Consider the following 21,807-nt stretch of genomic DNA (forward strand, 5'->3'; position numbering starts at 1 on the left):
ATCAGCCGTTGATCTTTGGCGGCGAATCCCTAAGCTATGTTAACGAATTTTTCTTCCTGCGGAGTCACTTCCAGTTTATGAGCGAGCAACAATACAACGCCGATGCCATTGAAGTACTGAGCGGCCTGGACCCGGTGCGTAAGCGCCCGGGAATGTACACCGACACCAGTCGTCCGAACCACCTGGCCCAGGAAGTGATCGATAACAGTGTGGATGAAGCCCTCGCCGGACACGCCCGCCGTATTGACGTGGTGCTTTACGCCGATGGTTCGCTGAGTGTTGAAGACGATGGCCGCGGTATGCCAGTCGATCTCCATAAAGAGGAAGGGCTGCCTGGCGTCGAATTGATCCTGACCCGACTCCACGCCGGCGGTAAGTTTTCGCAGGGTAACTACAACTTCTCCGGTGGCCTGCACGGCGTTGGCGTTTCCGTCGTGAACGCACTTTCCACGCTGCTTGAAGTAACGATAAAGCGCAACGGTGAACTCCATCGCATGACATTTGCGAATGGAGACAAGGCTTCTGAGTTGGAGGTTATCGATACGGTTGGTAAACGCAACACCGGTACCCGAATCAAGTTCACGCCGGATGCAAAATACTTCGATAGCCCTAATTTTTCTGTCAGTCGCTTGCGTCATAACCTCCGCGCAAAGGCAGTGCTTTGCCCGGGTTTGACGGTAACTTTTGTGCAGGAAAAAACCGGTGAAAAAGATGAGTGGTTCTATGAGGAAGGCCTTCGGGATTATCTGCGCTCTGCGCTGACAGACCTGGAAGTTGTGCCACTGGAACCGTTTACCGGCAGCTTTTCGGGTAATCAGGAAGCGGTTGACTGGGCAATCCAGTGGCTCCCGGAAGGCGGTGAGGCGCTCATGGAAAGCTACGTGAACCTTATTCCCACCGTTCAGGGAGGCACCCACGTAAACGGTTTGCGGACGGGGCTTCTGGAAGCCATGCGTGAGTTCTGTGAGTTCCGTAATCTTCTGCCACGGGGCGTAAAGCTTTCTCCGGATGATATCTGGGAAAAAGTTTCCTATGTGCTTTCGTTCAAGATGCAGGAGCCTCAGTTCTCCGGCCAGACGAAAGAACGCTTATCCTCGCGGGAGGCAGCAGGATTTATTTCCGGTGTGGTCAAGGATGCCTTCAGTTTGTGGCTGAACCAGCACACTGGCGTGGCCGAAGTGCTGGCGGAACTGTTTATCAGCAACGCCCAGCGCAGGCTCAAGGCCAGTAAAAAAGTGGCCCGAAAAAGGGTAACCTCCGGGCCTGCTTTACCCGGCAAGCTTGCCGACTGCTCTGGCGGCGACACCGCCCGCTCTGAGCTGTTTCTGGTAGAGGGGGATTCCGCGGGTGGGTCCGCGAAACAGGCGCGTGATCGTGAATTCCAGGCGGTCATGCCGTTGCGTGGAAAGATTCTGAACACCTGGGAAGTGGATTCCAGTGAGATCCTGGCTTCCCAGGAAATCCACGATATCGCCGTGGCCATTGGCGTTGACCCCAACTCGGATCAGCTTGACGGCCTTAGGTACAACAAAATCTGCATCCTCGCGGACGCGGATTCTGATGGTTTGCACATTGCTACGCTGTTGTGCGCATTGTTCCTCAAGCATTTCCGCTCGGTTGTTGCTGCGGGCCACGTCTTTGTTGCCATGCCACCGCTTTATCGGGTGGATTTGGGCAAGGAAACGTTTTATGCCCTGGACGAACACGAAAAGCAGGGCATCCTCGATCGTATAGAAGCGGAAAAGCGTAAAGGCAAGATTTCCGTTACCCGCTTCAAAGGGTTGGGTGAAATGAACCCGCTCCAGCTTCGGGAGACCACCATGGCGCCGGATACCCGTCGTCTGGTGATGCTGACCATTGAAGACGGCGATGATACCGATAGCCGGATGGACATGCTTCTTGGCAAGAAGCGCGCGTCTGACCGCAGGGCGTGGCTTGAGGCCTATGGCAACATGGCGGATGTGGCCGTTTGATTATGGCAAGGTGCTTGGGCCGAAGAATATTCCCTCTAGGTCTATAAAAATAGTTCTTTATTCTTTTTAAGTATTCCTGAAACTCGTTATCCTGCCGGTTTTACGATCGGGATGAACCGCAGATGGATTGGCAGGGCTGGTTTGCGCTGAGCCTCGCAGGGGGAGCGCTGGTACTTATGAGTTCAGGACGCTTCGCGCCTCATCTTGTCATGATGAGTGTGCTTGTGGTTCTGAGTGCCAGTGGCATTATTTCTGCTGACCAGGCGCTGGCGGGTTTCAGTAATACCGGATTGATCACCGTTGTGGCACTGTTTGTGGTGGCGGCGGGCATTCATCATTCCGGCGGAGTTGACCTGTTGGTCAAGCACCTGCTGAGAAACCCGACGACTGTGCGCTCTGCTCAGGCAAGGATTACGCTTCCGGTTGCGGTGTTGAGTGGTTTTCTCAACAATACGCCAGTCGTTGCCACAATGATTCCGGCGATTCATGCCTGGTCCCGGAAGATCGGAATTTCACCTTCCAAACTGATGATCCCTCTCAGCTATTCCGCCATTCTTGGTGGCACGCTGACCATGATTGGCACCAGCACCAACCTGGTTGTAAATGGTCAGTATGAGCAACTAACCGGTGATGCCGGATTTTCTATATTTTCCATAACCGTTGTAGGGCTGCCGGTAGCGATTCTCGGTATCGGCGCTATTTTACTGTTTATGCCCAGAGCCTTGCCCAACCGTGAAGATCAGCACAAGTTCGGTTCCATGAAGGAGTTTACTCTGGAAGTTGCGGTTGCGTTTGATGGGCCACTGGTTGGCAAGGCTGTGGGTGAAGCTGGCCTGCGCGAATTGGAAAGGTTATACCTTGTCGAGATTGAGCGCGATGGCAGCGTTGTAACGGCAGTGCCTTCCGAGGAGCGCCTGCGAGGCGGAGACCGGCTTGTATTTGCCGGGGACACTCAGGCAATTTCCGATTTGCTGCGCATTAACGGCATTGTGCCTTCCGTACACGCGGACGAGCCTAGCCTCAGCAAAGACCGTGCGGAGCGTTGTTTGATGGAAGCGGCTTTGTCCCCCCAGTCGGAGGTGCTTGGCCTGACCATTCGCGATGCGCGATTCCGCGAACGTTATGGGGCGGTTGTTCTGGCGGTCGCCCGGGGTGGCGCGAGAGTCTCGGGAAACCTGGGCAACATTCGCCTCAAACCCGGCGATGTGCTTTTGCTCGAAGCACGGCCGGCGTTTGTGAGCCGTCAACGCTACAATAAAGACTTCCTGCTTATCAACGACCTGGGAACAGAAGCCCCGAGGCATGATCGTGCATGGTTATCCTGGGGCGTGCTGGTTGTTCTGGTAGGGCTTGCTGCCTGCGGTGTTCTGAGCATGTTGAATGCCGCTTTGCTGGGTGCAGCCCTCATGATCCTGAGTGGCTGCTGTTCCGTAGGCCAGGCTCAGAAATCCGTGGATGTGCCAGTGGTTCTGACTATAGCGGCTTCCTTTGCTCTGGGCGCCGCTCTGCAACAGACCGGGGCGGCAAACTATGTGGCGGGTGCCATTCTTGGTCTCAGCAAGGGGCACGTATTGTTGGCTCTTTTCCTGGTCTATTTTTCCGTATCCGTGCTCACGGAAGTTATTACAAACAATGCAGCCGCTGTCCTTGTTCTCCCGATAGTGCTGTCGATGACCACCAGCATGGGCGTTGCAGCCGAACCATTTGTGATCGCGGTGATGATGGCTGCCTCGGCCAGCTTCGCGACCCCTTTGGGTTATCAGACCAATATGATGGTATTCGGCCCGGGTGGTTACCGGTTCGGGGATTTTGTAAGGTTAGGCTTGCCAATGAATGTGTTCATTGGTCTGGTCTCTGTTGCAGTGATTTCCTTGGTATACGGAATCAGTTCTGGTTAACCGGAACTGCTGGCGGATTGGCGAGAATGTCACAGCAAAGTACGCGTAGCTCGCTCTCGTAAGTAAAGCAGAGTGATAGGGTAACGCACATGTATGCGCCAGTTACGCAGAGATAGGGCGCTGTAACGTGGAGGTTGCCCGGTTGGGCCAACGCCTGCTTCAGGTACTGTTGTCGGTACCAGTCGGCCTTGCTGGTGCTCTCAAGCGGTTTGAAGCGGGGGTCGAGGCTTCGGGTTCCGGTGTCTGATATGAGCGTGTCCTCAATCTGGACGCCTCTGTCGTCCGCCAGATAACAACGGGAAACTGTAGGCTGGTTCAGCAGGACGCTACAGGCCTTGGCCATGGGGGCGCCGGTTTGGAGTTGCTCGGCTGCCAAATGGAAATCTCGCTGGAAGAAATCGATCAGCTGACGGGTCGGGTCCCGGGTTATCTGGTGACAGGCTTTGTATTTCTGCAGAAGCTGGTCGAAATCTGTTGGGGTGTTGCACAGCTTTGCCAGATCCGTGCTGGGTCGGCAGAAGTAGAACCCTTGAACAAAATCCACACCGGCATCGATGGCAATCATGGCCTGATCACTGGTTTCCACGCCCTCCAGTAAAACCAGACACCCGGACTGGTGTAGCAGTGAAACGATACCGTTCAGGATCTGCCGTGCCTTATTGTCTTCTGTAGCTCGAGTTAACAGCTTCCTGTCCAGCTTGACGATGTCTGGAGACAGGTTCCATATCCGCTCAAAGTTGGAGTGTCCGGCGCCAAAGTCATCGATGGCTGTCAGGCATCCCAGCTTCCTGTAGTAGGCAACTGTCTCACGCAGGCGTTCGGCGTCATCTGTTGGTTGCTCAACAATCTCGATAACGATCCGGTGCGGAGGGAGTCCTGTTTTTGCAAGTAATTCGCCGAAAAACGAATCTCTCTGGCTGCCGATAGTGACCACCCGGGGGGATACATTCAAAAACAGCCAGTTGAGCTGATCCTCTGCACCGCAGTAGTTCTGAATGTGCAGGTATCGGCAGAGGCGATCCAGGAGGAGGGCTTCAGCATCTGAAGTTGGCACCTCAAAAAGATGTATTGGCAGAACATTGGACTTATCTGGGTCATGGGCCCGGATCAGGGCTTCGTAGCCAACCGTTCGTTTGTGGGAAATGCTGTAGATAGGTTGGAGCGCCGTGCTCAGAACCAGACCGCGAAACTCTGCCGTCCAGACATTGCCGTTTCTGTGTAACATTGGCGACAGCACATCAAGTTCGGGGGCTGTCCACTTTTCCGGGAAGGAGCGCTGCATAGTGAGTTTCAGGTTATTGAGCGAATGCATCAGGAACTATGGAAGCCAAGTACCTGAATGGTCACTGGTCAGTCACTGGTAAAACCGGAAAAAGCCTGAGTAAACTGCTAGTTGGAAGAGAGATTGCCAAAAACGGAAGAGTATTGCCACTGTTTCATGAAGAAACAGGAAGCGATTTGCAGATTTTCGTCGTGTAGTGTGGGCTGAAGTAAGAGGGTGGCCCCGCACAGGGGCCACGCAAAATTAGTTATTGCTGGGGATTGCAACGGATTCGTCGAATTCAAGTTCCATGTCTTGTCCTCTCGTTCAATGAGGCCCCCCGGACGGGGCGGTTAAGCATGGACAAATTTTATCGTGTCTATGGTTTCTAACAATCCGTAGAAGCCGTATGAGACCAAAGGCAAATGGCTGGCGTACCTCCGGATACATGATCAGAATTTCTGATGATAGTGGGCAAAACATTCCGATTTCCTTTGAGTATGAGGCTTCATATACTCCTTCTCGCGAGTTGCAGACAAGGAAAAAGAGGGATCAGTCACGATGCAATTAGGTAACACGCCTGTCAGTTATGGTTGGCTGACTATCGTTATTCACTGGGTTGTTGCTGCCACCGTGTTCGGAACCTTCGCTTTGGGATTCTGGATGGTGGACCTGTCTTATTACGACGATTGGTATCGTCGCGCTCCGGATATTCATCGCAGTATCGGTGTCTTATTATTTGGCTTGATGGTGTTCCGGTTGGCTTGGCGCCTGTTCGCCACATCGCCTGATCCACTGTCGGGGCACGAAAACTGGGAGAGGGTCAGCGCCCGGATAGCGCACATCCTTTTGTATGCCCTGGTTTTTGTGGTGATGGTAAGCGGCTTTCTGATTTCAACTGCGGACGGCTCCTCTGTGAATGTGTTCGGCTGGTTCGAGGTGCCCTCGGTGACTGGCCAGATAAAAGGGTTGGAAGACACTGCAGGCCTGGTGCATTACTGGAGCACGTGGGCGGTGATCGTCCTTGCCCTGATTCACGCCGCCGGGGCACTCAAACATCACTTTATAGACCGGGATGCGACGCTCCGCCGGATGCTGGCTCCTGGCCGCCGGGATCATTGATTTACCTACAGTCGCTCTGGCTCAGAGCGTTTTGGATTTCTCGTCAAAGGAGACAACTATGAAAAAACTATTGCTTGCAACTTCGGTTTCACTGGCCATGATCGGCAGTGTTCATGCAGACGAACACGCTGGTACCTATGCGTTTGATGACAAGGGCGCGCACCAGTTCATCACTTTCAAGATCTCGCATCTGGGTTACAGTTGGCTCTACGGCCGCTTCAATGATTTTGATGGGCAATTTACGTACGATGCTGACAACCCGGAAAACAGCTCAGTAAACGTGACGATTGACCCTTCAAGTGTGGATTCGAATCATGCCGAGCGAGACAAACACCTGCGCGGCGAAGATTTCCTGTATGTGAGTGAGTATCCGGAGGCGAGTTTCAAGAGCAAGCGCGTGGTTGTTGATGAGGAAGGTGAGGCTGACATTATCGGTGACCTCACCCTGCGCGGCGTTACCCGCGAAGTTACCCTGGATGTTGAGATGCTGGGCCACGGTAAAGATCCATGGGGAGGCTATCGGATGGGCTTTGAAGCCGAGACCGAGCTACGCCTTGAAGACTTCGGTATTCCCACGAACCTTGGGAAGGCATCGGAGACCGTTGAGATCACTATTTCGGTTGAAGGCATCCGCCAGTAAAACCGGTTACCGTGCCAAAACAGATTCCGGGGTTAAACCCGGAATCTGCCTGTCTGGTTTTCCAGTTCTCGTGCATAGCCGTCGAGGGATTGGCTGATATCGTCAATCTGTTCCGATCTGGATGCGCTTTCCGCTGCAAGGTCATTGATTTCTGTGATGCTGCGGTTTATTTCGTCAACAACCTGAGTCTGTTGCTCCGTGGCGGAAGCAACGCTGATGTTCATGTCAGCAATCCGGGTCATGGCCTCAAGAAGGGCATTCAGTTCTTGTTCGGCTTCTGTTGACAGTTTCACTGTTTCTGACGCTTCCTGGCTCCCGGTTTCCATGACGGAAACAATATCTGAAACGCCCGTCTGCAGTGTTTCAATCATGGTCTGAATATCTTCCGTAGACTGCTGTGTACGTTGGGCCAGCGTTCGTACTTCGTCTGCGACTACGGCAAACCCCCGGCCCTGATCTCCGGCCCGGGCTGCCTCTATAGCCGCGTTCAGAGCGAGCAAGTTGGTTTGCTCTGCAACGCCACGGATAACATCCAGAACCGACGTGATGTTGTCGGAGTCGTCGGAGAGCTTGCGGATAACTTCCACAGCTTTCGTAATCTGGGCGGAAAGGCGGTGCACCTGTTCAGAAGATTCGCGGATAATGTTCGCGCTGTTGCTACCTTTGTGCTGGGCTTCTTTTGTGACATCTGCCGCTTGAGATGCATTTCCGGCCACCTCTTCTATAGCGCTCTGCATTTCATTGATAGCGGTTGCCACCATCGAGATAGCGTCGGTTTGCCGGCTTACGCCTTCGTTATTGTCATTGGAAGCCTGGCGGAGGCTGTTTGCACCTTTGCCCAGCTCTATGGTCAGTTGCTGGATTGACGCGACCATTGACTGCAGGTTTCCAAGAACCAGGTTAAAGCTTCCGGCAAGAGCGCCCAGGTCGTCATCGAGTTCAACCGGAATGCGCTGGGTCAGGTCCCCCTCGCCCTGTGCAATGTTATCCAATTGTTCTTTGAGGGTTGAAATGGATTGAATGATCATCCTGAGGAACATGATAAAAAGCGTGATGCTGCCGAGAATGGCAATCGCAGTGATGACCAGAATTGTTACAGAGCTGCTCTGTCCTTCAGAGGCCAGGGCCAAAGTGCGAGCTTGCGCTCTTTGGTCTACGTGAGCGCCGACCTCGTCAAAATAGCTGCGCAGGGAGTCGAAGCGAGGGGATGTTTCAGTCGTTGCCAGCGCTCGTGCCTGTTCCAGTGAGCCCCTCTCCGCGAGACTGATCACTTGCATAGCGGATTCGTGCCAGCTTTCGAAGGCAGCATCGAACCCTTGTGCTACCGCTGAAACGCCGGTGCCTTCGAGCTGTTTTACCGTTGTCTCGAAGCGCTCTTTGGCCTGGCCGGCATTTTCCCTGAATTCTGAAAGAAAGTTTGAGCCATCCGTGTTGTTTGTTCTGGCATCCACATAGGACGTCTGGGCAACGAGCGCCTGATAGAGGTCCCGGTCTCCGTTAAGGATGAGGCTGACTGAGGTCAGATAGGTGTCGGCTATATCTTCCGTACCTGAAACCAGCTGACGCGTAGTGTTAACGCTGAATAATCCAATAAAAACCAGGGCAATTGATGTGATGGCAAAGGGGAGTGCGATTTTGGACCTTAGCCCGAAGCGTTTGCCGATAGTCATAGTATGCTCGTGTCTGTTTGTTTTTTTTAGAGCATAACAGGGTTTAGCAGATTCTAAGGGATTTATTGCGGCGGTCTGTATCCCATAATGAGGATCAGGTGTCAGTGTGAAGCTTGTGATGTGTTGTGTTGGTGGCATCCCGCTGGGTTTCGCAGGCGCGACAAAGATGGCGCTGACGCCAGAACTGAGCACCGAAAATTACCAGCCCGATCAACAGGCCAGCCCAGAGATAGGGCGCAGGTACCTGAAAGCTACCGCTGATTGCGAATTCCACAAGAAGCATCAGTGCGACGGCCAGTGACGCATTCACTATTGCCGTGATCATGGCTTGCCCGCAGGCTTTCATATTGGGTTTCATAGTGTTCCGCTTGTGTGGAGGGAAAACTGCCTTTTGATCGTCAACGATATGGAGCATACGGTGCACCTTACCGACTCTCCATGCGGGAATTCCGCTATTGGAATTGCTGGTACCTGGCGCCGATGGAGCATTCAGACCAATAAATACGCCGGTTGTTGGTGTATCAGCGCGCTGCTTCATATAATGTGCCACTGCACTGCCCCGTGATTATTCCGGGCGCACAAGGTAGCATCACGGACTTCTTCAAAATCAGGCAATACAGGCAAAAGAGGCATCCATGCCAGAGTTTCAGACGACGGATGAAGGCTTTGAGCGGGTTTCACTCAGGGACTACACGGAAAAAGCTTATCTCGATTACTCCATGTACGTCATTCTTGACCGGGCGCTCCCCAATGTCGGGGACGGGCTGAAGCCGGTTCAGCGGCGTATTATCTATGCCATGTCAGAGCTGGGCCTGAAATCCACGTCCAAATATAAGAAATCTGCACGCACAGTGGGTGATGTGCTGGGTAAATTTCATCCCCATGGGGATAGCGCATGCTATGAAGCCATGGTTCTGATGGCTCAGCCCTTTTCATATCGTTACCCGCTTGTTGACGGGCAGGGTAACTGGGGTGCGCCGGACGATCCCAAATCCTTCGCAGCTATGCGGTATACGGAATCCCGGCTGGCGCGCTTCGCCGACGTCTTGCTCTCGGAACTTGGCCAGGGCACGGTAGACTGGACGCCAAATTTTGACGGCACCATGGACGAGCCCGCAGTTCTGCCGGCACGCTTGCCCCATGTACTGCTAAACGGCACCACCGGTATTGCGGTGGGTATGGCGACGGATATCCCGCCCCATAACGTGAGGGAAGTAACCGCGGCCTGTATACGGTTGCTGGACGACCCGGAAGCGACGGTTGACCAGCTTTGCGAACACGTAAAAGGCCCGGACTTCCCAACCTACGCTGAAATAATTACGCCCCGCAAGGACTTACGCCAGATGTATGAGACCGGGCGGGGTTCGCTGCGTATGCGAGCGCGTTGGGTTCGGGATACTGGTGAAATTGTAGTGACAGACCTGCCACATCAGGTATCTGGCAACCGTGTGCTGGAGCAGATTGCGCACCAGATGCAAACTAAAAAGCTGCCTATGGTGGCGGACCTCCGTGATGAGTCGGATCATGAGAACCCGACTCGCCTCGTTATTGTGCCGCGCTCCAATCGTGTAGATCTGGACGGGCTTATGGCCCATCTTTTCGCCAGCACAGATCTCGAGAAAACCTATCGGGTAAATATCAATGTAATTGGTAACGATGGTCGGCCGGGCGTAAAAGGCCTGCGCCAGATGCTGACAGAATGGCTGGCGTTCCGTCGCACCACGGTTACCCGTCGTTTGCAGCACAGGCTCGATAAGGTGTTGGCGCGCCTGCACATCCTTGAAGGTCTGTTGATTGCTTATCTGAATATCGATGAAGTCATCCATATTATCCGCACCGAAGATAAGCCTAAGCCGGTGTTGATGGAACGTTTCGGCTTGTCTCCGGATCAGGCCGAATCCATCCTTGAGCTGAAATTGCGGCACCTGGCCAAGCTTGAGGAAATGAAAATCCGCGGTGAGCAGGACGAACTGGCTGCTGAGCGGGACGAGCTTCAGGCCATTCTCGGTTCTGAAGACCGGCTGCGCGAGCTGATCAAGAGTGAGTTGCAAGCGGATGCCGAAACATACGGTGATGATCGGCGCTCTCCGATTGTTGAGCGTGAGGAAGCCCGTGCGTTCAGTGAGAATGATCTGGTATCCAACGACCCTGTTACCGTAGTTCTATCGGATAAAGGTTGGGTGCGTGCCGCCAAGGGGCATGATATCGATCCGGACGGGCTGAGCTACAAGTCCGGCGACCGGTTTGCCCTGGCAGCCAGAGGTCGTAATAACCAACAAGCCATCTTTATGGACTCCACCGGCAGGGCGTATTCACTGATGGCCCATAGCCTGCCCTCAGCCCGGGGGCAGGGCGAGCCTCTGACCGGAAGGATCAATCCTCCCTCGGGGGCAAGCTTTTCCGGCCTGCTGATGGGCGATCCTGCCCGCAAAGCCCTGTTGGTTACGGATGGCGGATACGGTTTTGTGACCTCGCTGGAAGACATGATCAGTAAAAACCGGAACGGCAAGGCCGTGGTCAGCGTGCCGAAAGGAGCGAAGATCATGCCGCCGGTGGTTATCCCTGTAACGGAGAACGCATTGTATCTTGGTGCAATATCCAACGAAGGCAGAATGCTTGTTTTCCCTCTCAGTGAATTGCCAGAATTGAGTAAGGGTAAGGGCAACAAGATTATCAGTATCCCTTCCGCCCGGGTGCAGAACCGCGAAGAGTATGTGGTGGCGGTGGCGGTATTCGCCAAGGATGACCAGTTAGAGATACGTGCAGGCAAGCGCAAGATGGGGCTGCAGTTCAGCGATCTTGAGCATTATCTGGGCGAGCGGGGCCGGCGCGGGCATAAACTGCCGCGAGGGCTTCAGAGGGTGGATTCCATTGATGTTATCCCTTCTGCCGCAAGAGCAAAGGAAGAGGAGAGTTCTGATGATGGAGAGCTCAAATCGTGAGTGAACTGGTTCTGATTAACGTATCGGGGCGCGACAAGCCCGGCCTTACGTCGGAAATTACCGGCATCATGGGGCGTTACGACGTACGGATTCTCGATATAGGACAGGCGGTTATTCATGACCACCTGACCTGGGGGATCCTCATTGAGATTCCTGATGAATCGAAATCCTCCCCGGTGATCCGCGATTTGCTGTTTCGACTGCATTCGCTGGACCTTCAGGTCAGGTTTGCGCCAATAACAGTGGAGGAATACCAGTCCTGGGCCGAAGGGCGTAACCGGGCCTGCTACATCGTCACCCTGCTGTCCCGTGATATCAAGGCAGAGCAGATTGCCCGGGTTTCTGCGATCACCGCTCGTCACGGCCTGAATATCGATAATATCTCCAGGCTGTCGGCAAGACCTTCACTCACTGCGGCCGGCAACGGGATTGCCTGTGTGGAGTTTTCAGTGCGCGGCACTCCCTCCAATCTTGAGCAGCTCAGAGCTGATTTTCTACACATTGCCGGTGAGATGAACGTAGATATCGCGTTTCAGGAGGATTCCATCTTCCGGCGGAACCGCCGCCTGGTGGTCTTTGATATGGACTCCACCCTCATTGAGGCTGAAGTGATTGATGAGCTTGCCCTGGAAGCTGGCGTTGGCGAACAGGTTGCGGAGATTACAGAACGTGCCATGCAGGGAGAGCTGGACTTCAGCCAGAGTTTTGCTGAACGCCTCTTGCTACTCAAAGGTCTGGATGAATCTGTGCTTGAGCGTGTTGCTGGCCGTCTGAAGATGACGGAAGGAGCGGAACACCTGATACGAAGCCTGAAGGCGCTGGGCTACCGTACGGCGATTCTTTCCGGTGGTTTCACTTACTTTGCCGAGCACCTTCAACGGAAGCTGGGAATCGACTACGTGTACGCAAACGCGCTGGAGATTCGCGATGGTAAGGTGACAGGTGAGGTTTGTGGCCAAATTGTTGACGGTAAGCGCAAGGCGGAATTACTACTCGAGATTGCCGGGAAAGAGCATATTTCCCGGGAACAGGTGATTGCGGTCGGGGATGGCGCCAATGACCTGCCTATGCTGAGTCAGGCGGGACTTGGCGTTGCATTCCGGGCCAAGCCGTTGGTTAAGGAGTCTGCTCGCCACGCGATATCTACACTTGGCCTCGATGCTATTCTCTATCTGATCGGCTTTCGCGAAAGTGAAACGAATCAGGGGCTGAAAAATGCCGGTTTTTAAACCGGCATTGACCAGTCAGTCTCAGTTATCACTGAAGTCGTAGTTCATCTCAGGTACCGGGGCCTGCAGATAATACCCCTGAATGTAATTCACGCCGGCTTGCCAGAGTGTCGCGAGAACAGCGGCGTTTTCTACCAGAGGAATGATGGTTAGTTTGCCAGAGCTTTGCAGGCTTTTTACCATTTCCTTCACCTGTTCCCTGGCTTCATCGTTCTTCTGGATCTCTTCCGTGAACGACCCGTCTATCTTCACATAGTCCGTATCGATGTGCTTCAGGGTATTGAACGGATTCAGTGCGCAGCCGAACTGTGCAATGGATACCTTGCAGTGCAGCTGATGCAGGGTTTTGGTGAACTCCTTGGCTTGCTTCATGTACTTGTTGGCATCGCCCTCGCGGATCTGGAAAATCAGCGAGTCACCGGGTAAGCGAGCGGCTTTCAGGGCGACGCTCAGCCAGGGCGTGAAGGTTTTGTCCTGGAGAGTTTCCGCCGTCACATTGAGGAACATGCGAGTATCGTTACCTTTGGAGCGGTGGCTGGATAACTGCTTTATGGTCTGCAGAATGACCCAGCGGTCGATCTTGATGGCGGTATCGCTTGGTCCCAAGGGAGGGAGGAAGTCATAGGGGGAGACTTCATTTTCGTCTTTGTCGAGCATTCTCACGAAAGCTTCGTAGTGCTCTTCGCCTTCACCGCGAAGGTTGATAATGGGCTGGAACAGAAGCCGGAATCGGTTATCTTCCAGTGCCTTAAGTATGTCATCTACGGCGCTGCCATCATCGAGGGTTTCATAATTTGCAGGGTTATAGGCGCAAATACCATTGCCCTCGGCGTGGCCATCCTGTTTGCGTACTTCCGATGATGCATTATGAGCCCGAGCCATGAGGTCTTCGGCTTTCGGCGAGTTTTCGGTAATGGATGCAATACCAATGCTGACGGTCAACGGAACCGTGTGGCCATTTATATCAAACAGATGCTCCTCAACAGCTTTGCGAACCTGCTCGCACCGGTTGGTCAGTGACTTTTCATCACCTGACTGAGACAAGAGGCAGAACGCATCATCGCTAAGGCGCGCCAGTACAAGATCATCGGCGGCCTCTTCTTTCAGCAGTGTGGCCAGGTCACCCAGTAACAAGTCCGCGCCGGAAATACCAACCTGGCCTTTCATGGTTATGAAGTTATCGAGAGCTATGTACGCCAGGGCACCGGTTTCGTTGTTTTTGCCGGCACTGGCGATGGTTTGTTCAAGCTCTTTCATCAGGTATTGACGGTTATACAGGCCGGTAAGCAGATCCTGGCTGCTGATTTCGCGCAATTTCTCTTCCAGCTCTGCATCGCTGTGCTCGGGCTGCAGCACAATCTGAGTGCATACTTCACTATCGTAGGTGGCAGCTGAGACAGACATGGTTACGTTCAGTTCATGGTCATCGCTGCGCTTTGCAGTGCAGTTGATGGTCATGCCGTCTTCGCCCTTCTCGGTGAAAGATTTCATGAACGCCTTATAGTCGTTCTGGCTTTCAGCGGTCAGCGTATCGAGCACAGGGACACACATCAGGTCATCGATGTCGTCGTATCCCAGAAATTCCAGGTAAGACTGGTTGGCGTAGATGTGCATGCCGTCATTGATATAGGCGATCGCATCTTTAGAGCTTTCGAGTAGCAGTTGGCAGCGTTGTTCTGCCTCGCGCAGATGAGATTCCAGCGCTCTGCGGCGGCGGCGATCTTCCAGGGCTGCAAGTTCGCGCTTGGTCTTGAGAACCAATAGATCATTATGGCCAGACTGAACCGTACCCTGAGCGCCAGCTTTCATGACAGCCACGGTTCTTTCACGGGTTTCTTCCTCTGTCAGGAACAGACAGGGAATATCTTTATCCATGCGTCGGATCATGGCTAAAGCGCTATCCGCGGAGAATTCCTGCTCGATATCACGCGCCAGAAGCAGATCCCAGTTGTTGCTTTTAAGAGCTTCTTCCAGGTCCTCTTCGGAGGTAATGCGATGCGCCCGAGTGGCCCTGCCAGCATTTCTGAGGAGGCTTACCAGGGATTCGGCATCATTCTGGGATGGATCGAGGATCAGCAGGTGTACGGTGGCGTTCTGTTTCTGCATTCCTAAGGCGTCTCATAATACAGGTTGGCTGAGCCGGCCTTGGCAGATAAAAATCTGCCTTAAATACAGTATCTTGCAAGAAAATGTGAACTGGTACTGCAAGACCGGACTATCACTATCGCTGAATGATGCAGGGGTTGAGGCTTAATAACAAGCCTCCGGCGGATTTACGGAGGCGCCGGAGGTGTTCAGAGTGATGGCCACAGAGAGTCGAAATCATCCTCGCTGGTGCCTGCCGAAGGTGAGGTACTCGCATGTGCCGGGGCTGCAGCGTTGTGTTGCAGCTTTAACTCAAACTGACTGATGCTTCCGGTAGAAGATATCTTTTTCAGAAGCTGCCCCTGTTCCTCTCGGCCGCTATGCAGCATGGAGATTCGACTGCCGTCCTGGAACGGCAGTCGTGGCGTGATCAGGGTTGCAGCCTGGTTGACAACACTGATCTCGGGAAGCAGAAGTCCGCGCAGATATTCACTGCTGTTGCCGACTTTATGAATCAGTCGAACACCGCAGGGGGAGGCGCTGGGTGCCAAAAGTTCTATGCCAATCTGGGTGCCCTGATTTTTGATCTGCCGGATCCAGCGCACGACCGCGATGCTCCATGGGTGAGAGCGTTGCTCTCGCACACCGAGAATTTCACCTGCCTGCATCGACGGTGGGACGTTGGTTTCCCACGAGACGCAGTAGCCGCCGGGACTGGTGTTCACCAGCAGGGTAATATGCGCTCTCGGGCGATTCTTTTCCGTTGCAGGTGCCGGTGTATTTCCGAAGCTGCCGCGAAAGTTGATTGGTGTATCAGCGGAGTGCAGGCGCTCCTCACCAGGAGAGGCATCATGGGCGCCTGACCAGGCATCACCTCGCTTGCGTGACGAGCGGTCGGAACGCACAAAAAGGTTCTCGTCGGCCTCATCACCGTTGTCATTGCCCGTAACAAACTCGGTAAACGACTTTTCCCCGGAAATAAAATAGTGTGCCGCCGAGAGTCCTACGCAGACTTCGAGTGTGCCTTGGCTGGCAATCCGGTTGAAATTCCTTTTGGCCAGAATTCCCAGAGCCTGGCTCAGGTGAGTGAGGAGGGTTTCGTTGACACTGCCCGGTACTATCAAAGTGTCGGGTGCCGGAAGTTTACGTAGCCTCGCATCCAGGTTTTCGGAAATTGCGGCCGCCAGGTCGCGGGTATCAAACCCGAAGCTCTCATCACCGGGCTTGGCTTCGAGAAGGCTTCTGTATACCGGCGAGCTATCCCCTTCCATATTGATGACGAAAAGGGTGTCTTCTCCGATGTTCGGTCCGCAACGGGTTTGTTCAGTCCAGGATTCAAACAGGTCGTATGCCTGGAGCAATTCTGACTGCCGGAGTTGGTTTGGTCTTGCGCAACCGAGAAGCAAAAGGCGCTTGTAGCTGTCGGCCACAGTGCTTGCCTTTCGCTGTTTCAAGGTGCTGTCTTCTACGGTTGCGTCCGAAAGTTTGTTGCGATGGGCAAACCGGAACATGCGGTGACATTCCAGCCAGCTTTGTGCCGGGCTCGGGCAATAGAGTTGGTGAGATCTCAGAATGGTTGAGGCCAGCTCGGACATAGCCCGATGGATGGCTGTCGCAATCAGTTTGCGGTTTTTGTCGAGTCCGCCGTCATCCAATGCCTCCAGAACGCAAAGCTTATAACCACTGGCGAGGTGAAGCTGAAGCGCCTGGGACAGATTGGCAATTTTGCGCTGCTTTTCAGGCAGTGCCACAGCAAGACCAAGATAATGACGGGAAAGCTCACTGCAGACGAAGTGAATTTTGTCACGAATCAGCTCAAGGAATTGCAGGCGATGCTGGGGGCCAAGGAACAGATGGTTGAGCTCTATGATCGCATGATAGAGCTGACGCGAAACCTCGCCAATATTGGCCATGGGAAGCTGATTGATCCAGGCCCTGAACGCTTTGGGCGTTGTGTCACAGAACGACAGACTCGCTGTTTTCTGCTCGGGAACACGGAGATCGGGTTTGAGGATCATGCCTTCCATGAATATGCGCCAATATCAAAGCTGGGTTTCGTATTCCGGGCTTCCTCATTCGACGCAAAGTAGATCGCTCTATCACATCGGTATGCCTGGAAAACACCGTAAATACATTTTTTTACAAAATAGACGGTACTGGACTTTAAAGTAGCAAACCAGAGCAAGAAAGCGAGAAAGTTGTCAGTTAACAATGTTTGACATGTGAAATCAGGCCAGCTTTGAAAAAATACGGTTAAAGAGTTTCCAGGTGCAGGTCAATAGGTGTCTTGGCCGTCTTACCAGGCACTTCGCGAACCAGCTTTGGAACCAGGAATCCTGGCAACCTGGAGAGCAGTTCGCGAACCAGCGCGCGAGCCTCGTCATCAGGTACATCAAAATGCTGAGCCCCTGCGACCGGGTCAAATGCATGAAGATAGTAGGGCAGAACACCCGCATCAAACAGTGTTTCGCTTAGCTCCTCAAGCACATCGGCGTTGTCATTAACACCTCTGAGGATGACGCTCTGGTTCAGTAAGGTTACGCCTGCTGAGCGGAGATAGCTCAGTGCGCGACGGGTCATTTGGTCAATTTCCGCTGGATGATTGATGTGCAGCACCATCACAACCTGCACCGGTGTGCTGCTGATCCACTTGAGCAGAGAGTCACACACTCGTTGAGGTATCACCACCGGCAGTCGAGTGTGCAGGCGTATACGGCGTATGTGGGGAATGCTGCTGATGGCTGAAGACCACCGGGATAGCAGTTGGTCGTTGACTGCCAAAGGGTCGCCGCCACTGAAAACAACTTCATTGATTTCCGGGCTTGCCGAGAGCGTATCCAGCACTTCCTGTCGATCGGCCGGGCTGAGGCGTTGCTCGTCGTAGGGGAAGTGTCTGCGAAAACAGTAGCGACAGTTAACCGCACATTGGCCCGTTACCATCAGCAGAGCCCTGCTGCGGTACTTTCGAATCAGTCCGGTGGTTTGTATTGCACCGTCTTCCTGCAAGGGGTCTGCTACAAATCCCTCTGCCGGATTGGCCTCAAGACCCAGGGGTAAAACCTGTCGCAGAAGCGGATCTGAGGCATTTCCCCTCTCCATTCGTGCGAGAAAAGGCTCAGGAACTCTGACTTCAAATAATCGGTGTCCGGTCTCTGCGCCATCCAGCCAGGTATCTGCCGGCAGGTCCAGCCTGGTTAGCAGCTCTTGTGGCGAAGTTATGGAATCGGACAGCAGCTGTTGCCAGCTTCGGTTGTCATCGCCAGAAAGCCGGGCTTCTATAGAGGTGGGGGTTCGCTGTATCATAGCGGCCTTCGAATTTTAAACAGCATTTTGGCAGGTGGACATTTCATGGCTTCATATTCTACCAACGAATTTCGCGGCGGTCTTAAAGTATTGCTGGATGGCGACCCCTGCATCATTCTTGAGAACGAAATTGTAAAACCCGGTAAAGGCCAGGCTTTTAACCGGGTCAGGCTGCGTAACCTGATGAGTAATCGGGTGTGGGAACGTACCTTCAAGTCTGGTGAGAGTCTCGAAGGTGCAGACGTAATGGACCATGATATGGAATACCTCTATACCGACGGGGAATTCTGGCACTTCATGTTGACCGATGGTTCATTTGAGCAGTTCGCAGCCGACGCAAAAGCTGTAGGTGATGCTCTAAAATGGCTCAAAGAGCAGGACGTTTACACGGTTACCCTATACAACGGTGCACCCCTGACGGTTACCCCGCCAAACTTCGTTGAACTGGAAGTTGTTGAGACCGACCCAGGGATGAAGGGCGATACTGCACAGGGCGGCTCCAAGCCGGCAACCCTGTCTACCGGCGCCGTTGTCAGCGTGCCGCTGTTCATCACCATCGGTGAAGTGCTCAAAGTAGACACCCGCTCCGGTGAATATATGAACCGGGTAAAAAGCAGCTGAGCAAAGTATGAAACAAAAGCCCGACTGGCAGCCGACAGCCTCCCGGGCAGCCTTGAAAAGCCGTGCACAGCAGTCCTCCTTTGTGCGCGGCTTCTTTGCCCAAAGAGGTGTGTTGGAAGTTGAAACCCCGATACTCGGCCGTTGCGGTGTAACAGAGCCCAATCTCGAGAGCATCTTTGCGAATTCAAGCGCCCAGGGCCTTGAGGGTGGTTGGCTGCAGACCTCGCCGGAGTACCACATGAAGCGCCTGCTAGCCGCCGGCGCCGGCTCCATCTACCAGATCTCGAAAGTTTTTCGCAACGGAGAGCGTGGCAGCCGCCACAATCCCGAATTTTCCCTGCTGGAATGGTATCGCACGGGTTTTGACGACATAGGTCTGATGTCAGAAGTTGCCGACCTGGTCTGTGGTTGGCTTGATTGCCCGCGACCGCAAATTACAAGCTACCGCCAGGCTATGATTGACGGGGCCGGCATCGACCCTTTCGTGGTTACGGAAAACGACCTGCGCCAGCGCTGCCGGCAATGGCTTGAGCCCGAACAACTGCAAGGCCTCAGCCGCGATGGTTGCCTCGACCTGCTCATGAGCTTCGCTGTTGAACCCAGCCTGGGCACCGAAACCCCGGTCTTCATCAACCAATACCCGGCCTCCCAGGCCTCTCTGGCCAGAATTTCCAATGCAGACGGCTTTGACATAGCCCACCGCTTCGAGCTTTATATTAATGGCCTGGAGCTATGCAACGGTTACTGGGAGCTCACCAACCCAGACGAACAGCGCGCCCGCTTCGAAGCAGATAATCGTCTAAGAAAAGCGGATGGAAAGCCTGAAATGGAGATTGATGAGGCTTTTTTGGCGGCTGTAGGGCAGGGTTTGCCAGACTGCGCTGGGGTGGCGCTAGGGCTGGATCGTCTATTGATGCTAAAAACTGGTACTCGTGATATCGCAGATGTTTTGGCCTTTCCGCTAGAGAGAGCTTAAAGGCTACATAAAAGACACGGGGCACTGTCTAAGGGCTGTCTCCGAAACCCTGCGGAGCCATGGATGGCGGAGCGGAGCGTACATGGACGTATTCACAGCGTGTTTCGGAGACAGCCCTCCGACAGTGCCGGACTCAATAGAAAAAGGTGCCAACAAGAGCCTTGTACTATGCTCTTAGGCGGAGACCTTCCCAAATGCCTCACCCATACGAACCCGCTTCCCCGCAACCTGCTCAGCGTCCCAGCTAACGCTACCCTTAGGCATAACCATCACCACCGTAGAACCCAAACGGAAACGCCCCATCTCCTCGCCTTTGGCAAACGAGATAGCACTCTCGCCTTCATAGGAGATCGTCTTTACGCCACTGCTATTGGGAGCCACAACGCCTGCCCAGGGCGTCTCCACGCTGCCGACAATCATCGCACCTACAAGAACCATCGCCATAGGGCCCGCCGCAGTATCAAACATGCAGACAACACGCTCATTGCGGGCAAATAGGTTAGGAACATTCTCAGCGGTAACCGGGTTTACTGAAAACAGTTTGCCAGGAACATAGGTCATCTCCCGAAGCGTGCCCGCCATGGGCATATGGACTCGATGGTAGTCCTTCGGGGAAAGGTAGATGGTTGAAAACTCACCCTCTGAGACAGCATCCGCCCGCTGAGTGTCTCCGCCGAGCAATTCGGTCAGGCTGAAAGACTGGCCTTTGGCCTGGAAGACCCGGTCGCCGGTTACATGGCCCAGCTGGCTTATGGTGCCATCCGCAGGGCTTACGAAGGTGCTTGCGCCTTCGGCAATGGGGCGGAGGCCGGGCTTCAGCGCACGGGTAAAAAATGCGTTAAAGCTGGCGTAGGCCGTCGGGTCCTCTTCGGCGGCCTCACTCATGTCTACGTCGTAACGCTTCACGAACCATTTGACCACACGATTTTTAAGCGCAGGGGCACGGTCGTTGTCTGCAAGACGGCCGGCCGCGTGCGACACTGTCAGTTGCGGAGTGACGTACTGACTCAGGACAAACAGCTTGTCGAACATTGAAAAGAGATCCTCGGTGCTCAAAGACCCCAAGTTTATCAAATAGTACTGCAAGTGTGTTGCGCAGACGTCTGTATGTATAGAAATTGTTTCGTAGCTTCGCGGATAATGCAGGGGCTTGCTATGATCAGTCCAGAAAATGCACGATCATTACCGGCGCAGGCCGATTCCTTCAATTCAAAGGCTCACATTCTTCCCATGTTACTTATTATTGGCTCAATTATTGTCATCGCCAGCGTTCTTGGTGGGTATGTCCTCCATGGCGGCAATCTAATGGTGTTGTGGCAACCGACAGAGCTTCTCATTATCTTCGGCGCAGCCCTTGGTTCGTTCGTGATTGCCAACCCGCTGCACACCGTCAAGGAAGTATTCTCTGGAATCATGCGCCTGCTGACAGGGTCCCCGTTCAACAAATCCTATTACATGGATTTGCTGAGCATGCTCTACGAGATCTTTGATAAATCCCGCAAGCAAGGCGTAATGTCTATTGAGGAAGACATAGATAACCCGGAATCCAGCCAGATTTTCAGTCGTTACCCGGCCATTATGAAATCAAAAGAGCTGCTGGCATTCATTACCGATTATCTGCGAATAATCAGTGCCGGAAACATGGCTACCCATGAGCTTGAAGGCATGATGGAAAGTGAAATTGACAGCCGTCAGCACGAGCTTGAAGAGCCAGCCCACGCGGTAAACAAAATCGCTGATGCCCTTCCTGGCCTTGGTATTGTGGCTGCCGTGCTGGGTATTGTTATCACCATGAACTTTCTGAGCGAGGGGCCCGAGCGCATTGGTCTGAGTGTGGCAGCAGCGCTGGTAGGCACCTTTTTGGGTATCTGGATGGGTTATGGTTTTGTGGGCCCAACCTCCATCGCCATGGAGCATGCCGCAAAATATGAACTCAAAGCCTATGAGTGCGTCAAATCCGCAATTGTTGCCACAGTGTCAGGGCAGGCGCCCCAGATGGCCATCGAGTTTGGACGCAAAGCATTGCCAACTGACAAACGCCCTGGTTTTCAGGAACTGAACGATCATGTGCGCGCCAAATAGCGCAA

General features: G+C 53.7%; 16 protein-coding genes. 9 read left to right on the forward strand and 7 right to left on the reverse strand.

Features of this window, described 5'->3' with window-relative positions; translation table 11 throughout:
* Window positions 1–77 precede the first annotated feature (77 nt).
* Together parE and Q4606_RS05325 are read left to right on the forward strand one after the other, a co-directional pair.
* Window positions 78–1,973 (forward strand): DNA topoisomerase IV subunit B, encoded by a 1,896-nt coding sequence (gene parE / locus Q4606_RS05320; protein WP_303596218.1) that lies wholly within the window; start codon window positions 78–80, stop codon window positions 1,971–1,973.
* A gap of 122 nt (window positions 1,974–2,095) precedes the next feature.
* Entirely contained in the window at window positions 2,096–3,871 is a 1,776-nt protein-coding gene (locus Q4606_RS05325; RefSeq protein ID WP_303596217.1) for an SLC13 family permease, read from the forward strand.
* Here the strand turns inward: Q4606_RS05325 and Q4606_RS05330 are convergent.
* Entirely contained in the window at window positions 3,858–5,153 is a 1,296-nt protein-coding gene (locus Q4606_RS05330) for an EAL domain-containing protein (protein WP_303606888.1), read from the reverse strand. The two genes, Q4606_RS05325 and Q4606_RS05330, sit on opposite strands and share 14 nt — an antisense overlap.
* Before the next feature lie 540 nt (window positions 5,154–5,693).
* Here Q4606_RS05330 and Q4606_RS05335 point away from each other — a divergent pair.
* The gene (locus Q4606_RS05335) at window positions 5,694–6,254 is read left to right on the forward strand and encodes a cytochrome b (protein ID WP_303606889.1); all 561 of its coding nucleotides are present in this window, start codon (window positions 5,694–5,696) and stop codon (window positions 6,252–6,254) included.
* Between the two features lie 58 nt (window positions 6,255–6,312).
* Window positions 6,313–6,894, forward strand: a complete 582-nt coding sequence (locus Q4606_RS05340) for a YceI family protein (protein ID WP_303596214.1) — start codon at window positions 6,313–6,315, stop codon at window positions 6,892–6,894.
* A 32-nt stretch (window positions 6,895–6,926) separates the two neighbouring features.
* Here the strand turns inward: Q4606_RS05340 and Q4606_RS05345 are convergent, their stop codons facing one another.
* Together Q4606_RS05345 and Q4606_RS05350 are read right to left on the reverse strand one after the other, a co-directional pair.
* On the reverse strand, window positions 6,927–8,564 hold the full coding sequence (locus Q4606_RS05345) for a methyl-accepting chemotaxis protein (protein ID WP_303606890.1): 1,638 nt from the start codon (window positions 8,562–8,564) through the stop codon (window positions 6,927–6,929).
* A 94-nt stretch (window positions 8,565–8,658) separates the two neighbouring features.
* Window positions 8,659–9,114, reverse strand: coding sequence for a hypothetical protein (locus tag Q4606_RS05350; protein WP_303606891.1), 456 nt, complete (start codon window positions 9,112–9,114; stop codon window positions 8,659–8,661).
* A gap of 85 nt (window positions 9,115–9,199) precedes the next feature.
* On the opposite strand from Q4606_RS05350, the gene parC reads away from it, so the two are divergent.
* Entirely contained in the window at window positions 9,200–11,506 is a 2,307-nt protein-coding gene (parC, locus tag Q4606_RS05355; RefSeq protein ID WP_303596211.1) for a DNA topoisomerase IV subunit A, read from the forward strand.
* Window positions 11,503–12,735 carry a phosphoserine phosphatase SerB gene (gene serB / locus Q4606_RS05360; protein WP_303596210.1) on the forward strand — a complete coding sequence of 411 codons (1,233 nt, stop codon included), beginning with the start codon at window positions 11,503–11,505 and terminating at the stop codon, window positions 12,733–12,735. Before parC ends, serB begins: the two co-directional genes overlap by 4 nt.
* 21 nt (window positions 12,736–12,756) lie before the next feature.
* Here serB and Q4606_RS05365 read toward each other — a convergent pair whose 3' ends face one another.
* From Q4606_RS05365 to epmB, 3 genes are all read right to left on the reverse strand, one after another.
* Complete coding sequence (locus tag Q4606_RS05365; protein WP_303596209.1) at window positions 12,757–14,841, reverse strand: EAL domain-containing protein; 2,085 nt, start codon at window positions 14,839–14,841, stop codon at window positions 12,757–12,759.
* 188 nt (window positions 14,842–15,029) lie between these two features.
* Window positions 15,030–16,847 carry a GTPase gene (locus tag Q4606_RS05370; RefSeq protein ID WP_303596208.1) on the reverse strand — a complete coding sequence of 606 codons (1,818 nt, stop codon included), beginning with the start codon at window positions 16,845–16,847 and terminating at the stop codon, window positions 15,030–15,032.
* A gap of 226 nt (window positions 16,848–17,073) precedes the next feature.
* Window positions 17,074–18,123: an EF-P beta-lysylation protein EpmB gene (gene epmB / locus Q4606_RS05375; RefSeq protein WP_303606892.1), complete on the reverse strand. Its 1,050-nt coding sequence runs from the start codon at window positions 18,121–18,123 to the stop codon at window positions 17,074–17,076.
* A 45-nt stretch (window positions 18,124–18,168) separates the two neighbouring features.
* Between epmB and efp the strand changes: the two genes are divergently transcribed.
* Together efp and epmA are read left to right on the forward strand one after the other, a co-directional pair.
* A complete protein-coding gene (efp, locus tag Q4606_RS05380) occupies window positions 18,169–18,744 on the forward strand; it encodes an elongation factor P (RefSeq protein WP_303596206.1) in 576 nt (191 codons plus the stop codon).
* Between the two features lie 7 nt (window positions 18,745–18,751).
* A complete protein-coding gene (epmA, locus tag Q4606_RS05385) occupies window positions 18,752–19,720 on the forward strand; it encodes an EF-P lysine aminoacylase EpmA (protein ID WP_303606893.1) in 969 nt (322 codons plus the stop codon).
* A gap of 174 nt (window positions 19,721–19,894) precedes the next feature.
* On the opposite strand, the gene asd is transcribed toward epmA, so the two are convergent.
* The gene (gene asd, locus Q4606_RS05390) at window positions 19,895–20,752 is read right to left on the reverse strand and encodes an archaetidylserine decarboxylase (protein ID WP_303606894.1); all 858 of its coding nucleotides are present in this window, start codon (window positions 20,750–20,752) and stop codon (window positions 19,895–19,897) included.
* A gap of 198 nt (window positions 20,753–20,950) precedes the next feature.
* On the opposite strand from asd, the gene motA reads away from it, so the two are divergent.
* Window positions 20,951–21,802 carry a flagellar motor stator protein MotA gene (motA, locus tag Q4606_RS05395; RefSeq protein WP_303597430.1) on the forward strand — a complete coding sequence of 284 codons (852 nt, stop codon included), beginning with the start codon at window positions 20,951–20,953 and terminating at the stop codon, window positions 21,800–21,802.
* Window positions 21,803–21,807: the final 5 nt, after the last annotated feature.

Source organism: Marinobacter sp. 1_MG-2023, from assembly GCF_030549045.1.
Classification (GTDB): Bacteria; Pseudomonadota; Gammaproteobacteria; order Pseudomonadales; family Oleiphilaceae; genus Marinobacter.